Source organism: Coleofasciculus sp. FACHB-712 (assembly GCF_014695635.1).
GTDB lineage: Bacteria > Cyanobacteriota > Cyanobacteriia > Cyanobacteriales > FACHB-T130 > FACHB-T130.
The window spans coordinates 1-7035 of record NZ_JACJOQ010000042.1 but is presented as its reverse complement, the minus strand read 5'-3'; the positions used below and the strand labels follow the sequence as shown (position 1 = coordinate 7035).

Below are 7035 nucleotides of genomic sequence, written 5' to 3'. Positions count from 1 at the left end.
CGTTGGACTTCTCGAACCAGCCGATCCATATTAATCGATGCATAGCGCATCTCAGTGCGCCCCATGCGGGAAAAGGCGAGCAGTTCATCGACGAGAACTCCGGCTTGTTTAGTGGTCTGGGCAATCGTTTTGAGATAACGCAGACTGGTTTCATCGAGGGTTGTTGACCCTAGCCGTTTTAGGAGCAAGTCTACGAAACCGCTAATATGGCGAAGTGGTGCCCGCAAGTCATGGGAAACCGAGTAGGAGAAAGATTCAAGTTCTTTATTGGCGGCTTCTAGTTGGGCAGTCCGTTCTTTGACCCGTTTTTCCAAGTTTTCATTGAGTTGTCGAATCGATGCTTCAGCTTCTTTGCGATCGCTAATGTCGATACACGAGCCGATATAACCCAGAAAACTGCCATCCGGTGTAAATCGGGGAATCCCAATCTCTAGAAGCCATCGGTACTCCCCATCAAAGCGTCTGAGACGATATTCCATTTTGAAATCTTGACGAGCATCAAAGGCATTTACATAAGTATCTAAAAACTGGAGATCGTCGGGATGGACTCCTTCTATCCAACCGTTGCCCATCTCTTGTTCCAAAGTCCTGCCAGTAAAGTTTAGCCAAGGTTTATTGAAGTAATAACAGAGCTTGTCTAAACCAGACATCCAAATCAAGACGGGAGCCGTATCTGCCATTAGGCGAAAGCGTTCCTCACTTTCGATTAATGCGGCTTCAGCGTGCTTGCGATCGCTAATATTGCGGAAGTATAGCGATAGTCCTCCGGTTTCCGTAGGGTAAGCGCGGACGACAAACCAAGCGTCGAATGGTGGGTAATAGTCTTCCAGTTCCAGAGGCACTTGCTCGGCAATTACCCGCCGGTACATCTGATCGAAGCGGGTGTTGACAACTTCTGGCAACTCTTCCCAGAAGTTCTTGCCCAGAAGTTCTTCCGGGGAACGACCCAAAGTTCTGGCTCCCTCGCGGTTGACGTAGGTGAAACGCCACTCGCGGTCGAAGGCGAGAAAGCCGTCGGTGATGCTTTCGAGAATATTGGAGACTTGCTCTCTAGCGGCTTCTGCTTCCGCACGGGCGATTTGCTCTAAGGATAAAAGCACAGCGCGTTCTGCCTCTACTTGTTTGCGATCGCTAATATCCAGTACGAAAGCTACACCCTCTTGTTGGGAGTCGTTGAGCAAGGCAATCCCCAGAACGATCGGCACTCGCTTGCCGTCCCGTTGGACGTACTCTTTCTCGTAAATATTGGAAACTCCCGTTGCTAGAACCTCTGCGATCGCTCGCTCGTCCAAGTGCTTGTACTCTGGGGGCGTCAGGTATCTCCAACTGATTTTTCCTACTTCGGTAAATTCTTCGCGGGTGTAGCCAACCAAGCGGAGGTAAGCGTCATTGGCTTCGGTGATGAAACCATCCACGTTCCAGAAGGCAATTCCGCTCAGGTTGGAGTCGAACAGTCTACGGAAGCGTTCTTCCGAGCGACGCAGCGCTTCCTCAGCCGCTTTGCGATCGCTGATATCGCTAACTAAGCCGACAAATCCTTCAACTTGCCCAAGACTGTCAAACTGGGGAATGTAAGTGGCACTGATGTAGCGGATGCCACCATCTTGATAAGGGATTTCGGTTTCGTAAGTAACTTGTTTTCCTGACAAGACTGCTTCGATATACGGACGAGTCGCTTCATAAGCGGCTTCGCCCAGAACCTCCCGAACTTGCTTTCCATTCACTTGCGTGCCATAATCCCCGAACCATTCTTCATAGGCTTTGTTGTGAAAGCAATAGCGCTGTTCTGAATTGATATAGGCAATCAGGACTGGCAAGGCATTTGTAATCAGGCGGAGTTCATTTTCTTTTTTTTCCAGCGTCTCCTGCGCTTGCTTGCGCTCGGTGATGTCCCGGTAATAAATGCTCAGCCCGTCTTCGGAAGGATAAGCATGGATCTCTAACCAGATGCTTAACGGCTCGTAGAACACCTCGAAATGGACAGCCACCTGCTCGGTAATTGCCCGTCGATATTCTCGCTCAACTTTCGTCCCTACTGACCAAGGCCATTGCTCCCAGTGAGTTTTTCCAACGATTTCCTCCAGCTTTTGCCCGTTGAGCCTCGCTGTTTCATGGTTTACATAGGTGATCCGCCACTGGCGATCCAAAGCGACAAACGCATCAGTGATGCTCTCTAGGACGTTCGTAACGCGACGGGTGGACTCCTGTAGCACCAACTCTGCTTGCTTGCGATCGCTGACATCGGTAATCATGGCAAGCGTGCCGAGGAATTCCCCCATGTCGCTGAAAATTGGACTGGTACATACAATTGCCCAGAGATCCGAGCCGTCTTTGCGGCGGAACTGCAAGTCATATTGAGCGGTGACGTCTGGGTTGGGTTGTAGTATTTTTTGCAGTGCTTCCTGGCGCGACGCTTCATCCACAAAGTCGAAAATGGATCGTTCCAGGATTTCTTCCACCCTGTATCCCAGCATTTGCGCCATTCGCTGGTTGACGTAGTCTGTCCGTCCTTGGGTATCGATTGTCCAGATGCCTTCGTTGGCAGTATCGATGAGGCGACGATAGCGCTTCTCACTTGCTTGTAGCTTCAGCAGACTCGTCTCTAGCCGCTGTTTTGCAGTGTGTAGTTCTGAGTTCAGCGAGCTGATCAAGAACGTCACCAGAATAAATACACCCAGTCGCACTACAAGGCTCGTGCTGGTGACGTTTACAGAATAGAGCGGCTCTAAGAAGAGGAAATTGGTAACTAAAGCCGATAAAATTGCAGCTAGCAGCCCCGTAGCCATGCCACCATACCAGGCACTAATCGACACTGCTGCATAAAAGAAAGGGAAAATGAGCGGTCCCATCAGCGGCTGTAACAGGAGTGTCAGTAGCAGTGCTACCACCACACTCAAGACAGCCACGCCATAGCTCAGCAGTTGGGAGCGTGTTACTTTCAGCATGAACCTTTCAAAATTGAAATCCAAAGCGCACCTTCATCAAGGCTTTTTTTACCCTAAGATAGATGACAATTTTTTGGTATTCACCTTATGGATTATTTATTGAGTTGTTAGGATTCCCAATGATTAGCAGCGATCGCGCTCAAAATCGCAACTCGCCACTTTTTCCCGGTATCTTTGGGTTTTAGTGTCTAAATTCACGCCAATCTCGTTCATTCAACGCGATCGCTCTGGAAATTTATTCATAAAATTTAAATTAAACTCAGTTGATAAAAACGACATGAAAACAAAAAAATACTTGGCGCATAGAGTTCGCATCTGAATAAACTTATGCAAACCCTCCGTGAAAGTTAGTCTGCTTTCATCGAACTAATCTGGGATCTGCCCAAGTAATCCGCACCATTAGCCATTCTCTTTTCCGCAATGACCACTGACGACATCGCTGAAGAATATGTCAATTTGATGGCAAAATTAATTGATTTGCCACTGGCTCCAGAACACCATCCAGGTGTGGTGGAGAATCTGAGTAAAATTGCCGCGATCGCGCAACTCGTCAACGAGTTTCCTCTGCCCGATGAAATCGAAGCCGCACCCGTGTTTCAACCATGAGCCAAGCCTATCCTGACGCTACTCAAATTGCCTATGCCGTGCGGAATTCTGAAGTTTCAGCAAAAGCCGTCGTTGCTGCTACCTTGGCGAGAATTGCCGACCAGAATCAGACGCTGAACTGTTTTACGGCTGTTACGGCTGAGACGGCAATTGCAGACGCCGAAACCATCGATCGCGCGATCGCTCAAGGCGACGATCGGGGTGTTTTAGCAGGGGTACCTTTCGCCGTTAAAAATCTCTTCGATATCGCCGGTTTAACCACCCTCGCAGGCGCAAAAATTAACGCCGAAAATCCTCCAGCGATCCAAGACGCCACCGCCGTTGCCAAACTCAAACAAGCAGGTGCCGTCCTAGTCGGGGCGCTGAATATGGATGAGTACGCTTACGGCTTTGTCACTGAAAACAGCCACTACGGTACATCAGCAAACCCCCACGATCTGACTCGCGTTACCGGAGGTTCTTCTGGAGGTTCTGCGGCTGCTGTGGCATCTGGATTAGTGCCGCTGACGCTGGGTTCGGATACGAACGGCTCGATCCGCGTTCCTGCGGCATTTTGCGGAGTTTTCGGCTTTAAGCCTACTTATGGGCGTTTGTCAAGAGCAGGCGCGGGATTGTTTTCCAGTAGCTTCGATCATATTGGGCCGTTTGCCCGTTCCGTGCGCGACCTAGCTGCCGTTTTTGATGTCTTGCAAGGGGCAGATGCCAGAGATCCGGTTTGTACAACTCGCCCCCCAGAACCGTGCTTGCCGTACCTCAAACGGAGCATTGAGGGGTTGCGAATTGCCGTGGCGGATGTTTATTTTGCCCAAGGTGCAGAACCAGAAGCGTTGGAAGCGGTTGCTAATGTCGCGCGGGCGTTAGGCGTGCAAGAAACTGTCACCATCCCGGAACCCCATCGGGCAAGGGCGGCGGCGTATGTGATTACGGCGAGTGAAGGGTCGAATCTGCATTTAGCTTCCTTGCGATCGCGTCCTCAAGATTTCGATCCGGCAACCCGCGATCGCTTTCTAGCGGGTGCCCTGATTCCGGCAAGCTGGTACATTCAGGCGCAAAGATTTCGGCAATGGTACCGCGATCGCGTTCGGGAAATCTTCAGCGAGGTTGATATCATTCTCGCCCCAACCACTCCCTGCATTGCCCCTCCGATTGGACAAGAAAAAATGGCGATCGCTGGAGAAGAGGTGCTAGTCCGTCCCCACCTAGGACTCTTCACGCAACCGCTATCTTTTATTGGTTTGCCGGTTCTATCTGTCCCCATTCATCGCCCCGATGCCATGCCTTTAGGCGTGCAAATCATCGCCGCACCTTACAACGAGACGCTGATTCTCCGGGTGGCGGCGGTACTGGAGGCACAGGGTATCATTTCAGCGCCAATTGCAAATGGCGATCGCGCTTAACCCGATACATCTCCTTATCGAGATTCAGTTTTTAGAAATCCCATCTCTGATAACGTCGGGGTACGGGGCTTTCTGATCTATCGTTGCCCAAAAGTTAAATGGTATCCCAAGAAAAAACCTCGGTTGTGTATGCCGAGGTTAATGTCTAGAGAAGAGATATCCGGTTTAGGAAAGTGTTTTAGCCGTGTTGAGCTTTTTCAAACCCCCGATCTTGCTATGGGTGTCAATCGCTCTAACAACCACTCTGTAACACTTCCAGAATTCTTTAATTTTTGAAGTTTCTGCAACAGTAAAGCCATTACACCTTCGTAGGGAGCGGTTTATGTGCGATCGCTTGGATTGGCTGCTACTGCTTTCTTCGGTTTCTTGCCTGCTTTTAGCTCTTGTTTTTCGTCGAAATGCATCTCTAGTGGTTCGCCGACATACACATCAGCCTCCATAAAGAAGCTGTCGGCAGTCATACACTCATCGAGGGTTAGGGTATTCCCTTCTTTATTGGTGTATCGCATGAATGTGTAACCTCGTGTGAACCTATGTAAACTAATATAACATCTTTTTTAATTATCTTGACATAATTTCAATTTCATAATAAAAATCATGCTTTGGGAGGAGCATCCTGATGCATGCGAATTTAGTCCCACCGCCTCAAGCTTGGGGATATGTGCGTATTCAGTCCGCCTAGTCGCCCTTACATTTTTGCTGTCATGGGGCACACTTCATGGAATTGATTAATTGTGCAAGACACACTAGGTCATTTTCCGGTAAAGATTCAGACACGGGCAGGTAAAGCACATGCCGGATCAGCCGTTGTGCATTCTCAGCTGCTTCAGTCGCTGGTTTGTCACCTGACGAAGCGTTATCTATATCTATATCTATAGAGGTCAAACTGGTATTTCCTTGAGTAGCGTCAAAACCTTGCTCTCTAAGCTTTTCCATCACCGATGGGGGATTTGAAACCAGTATGGGAACAACCCAAAACGAGTTGTACTCAGTTTGGCTTCCGGGGCAAGGAATTTCGGGTTTGAGAAGAGACAGAAATTTGCGGGCATTTTTTGACCGCCTTTCAAACCATTGGGTATCGCAGGTTCTTAATCTCCGCCTCAAAAGAACCAGCATCCGAGTCGGAGGACGATACCTAATTTTTGCCAGAATATCTCCTTGAGAAAACCCCCGTGTCATTGAGTTGATCGCGGAGTCGAGATTCTTTCCCAAGTATTTAAGAAAAACCAGTAGAGGGTAATATATCCAAGGAATCGAAAAAAGCTTTAAGCAAAAATACTTAAGGATACGTTTAAAAAACCAAGGCTCGCTCTTGGAGGGATATTGTTGCTCGATCTCTCTCATTTGTTGAGCAAGCGATCGCTCTCGAATGATAGCGATCGCTCCCCCAAGCGCGGTACAGGACTTGATCGGGCCAAAACTAAATAAACTTACATCTGCGTCCTGATAACCGTGATATTTGTCACCGGCAAAAGCTTGGGCACAATCCTCTACTAAGAAAATCTGGTGTTTCTTGCACAGTTCGCCATAAGGCTCCAGATTGATAATTGAGCCGAATAAATGTGCCACAATCAAAACTTTACTTTTTTCCGAAATCAGAGATTCCAGTAACTTCAGATCGGGTGCAAGTGTATCTAAGGAAATATCAACGGGTATCGGTACTAACCCATGCCGTTTCACCACATCAACCATATCCCGAATATTGACACCACTCATCAACACTTCCGACCCAGCAGGAAGGTTTAATGACTGTAGCAGCAGATCGAGAGCTGTTCTAACTGAAAGTGTAACTAGAACCTTGCTACATTCATCAATTTGCTCGTCCCATCCACTCTTACACCCAGGCTTAGAAAGAATTTTGACGCGATCGTATTGTGTTACTAAAAGTTCTCGCTTTCCCAGCCAATCAAATTGAATGTCTCGGATGATTTGCTCTCTGTTTGGGAAGTAAAGAAAGGAAAAAAGACTTGCTGCAAGGTCGGCAAAGCTAATATGCAGACGCAATCTAGGATAAACTTTCAACCTTGTTACAGGCGACTTTAAGCTCGACGCTAACGATAAGTTGGTTGTCACATCTTTCACCAGTC

The 7035-nt window shown here is 48.4% G+C and carries 6 protein-coding genes; 3 read left to right on the top strand and 3 right to left on the bottom strand.

The window, feature by feature from the left end; genetic code table 11:
• Positions 1-2945: PAS domain S-box protein (locus tag H6F50_RS00770; RefSeq protein ID WP_190425219.1), on the bottom strand; the 2945-nt coding region annotated here is incomplete at its 3' end.
• A gap of 62 nt (positions 2946-3007) precedes the next feature.
• On the opposite strand from H6F50_RS00770, the gene H6F50_RS27455 reads away from it, so the two are divergent.
• From H6F50_RS27455 to H6F50_RS00760, 3 genes are all read left to right on the top strand, one after another.
• Positions 3008-3130 (top strand): hypothetical protein, encoded by a 123-nt coding sequence (locus H6F50_RS27455; protein ID WP_277879305.1) that lies wholly within the window; start codon positions 3008-3010, stop codon positions 3128-3130.
• A gap of 235 nt (positions 3131-3365) precedes the next feature.
• On the top strand, positions 3366-3551 hold the full coding sequence (locus H6F50_RS00765) for a DUF4089 domain-containing protein (protein WP_190411431.1): 186 nt from the start codon (positions 3366-3368) through the stop codon (positions 3549-3551).
• Positions 3548-4948, top strand: a complete 1401-nt coding sequence (locus H6F50_RS00760) for an AtzE family amidohydrolase (RefSeq protein WP_190425217.1) — start codon at positions 3548-3550, stop codon at positions 4946-4948. The genes H6F50_RS00765 and H6F50_RS00760 overlap by 4 nt, the downstream gene beginning before the upstream one ends.
• A 320-nt stretch (positions 4949-5268) precedes the next feature.
• On the opposite strand, the gene H6F50_RS00755 is transcribed toward H6F50_RS00760, so the two are convergent.
• Together H6F50_RS00755 and H6F50_RS00750 are read right to left on the bottom strand one after the other, a co-directional pair.
• Positions 5269-5457: a hypothetical protein gene (locus H6F50_RS00755; RefSeq protein ID WP_190411487.1), complete on the bottom strand. Its 189-nt coding sequence runs from the start codon at positions 5455-5457 to the stop codon at positions 5269-5271.
• Between the two features lie 193 nt (positions 5458-5650).
• Positions 5651-7035, bottom strand: a 1385-nt coding sequence (locus H6F50_RS00750; RefSeq protein ID WP_347277120.1) for a DegT/DnrJ/EryC1/StrS family aminotransferase, incomplete at its 5' end; no start/stop codon positions are given.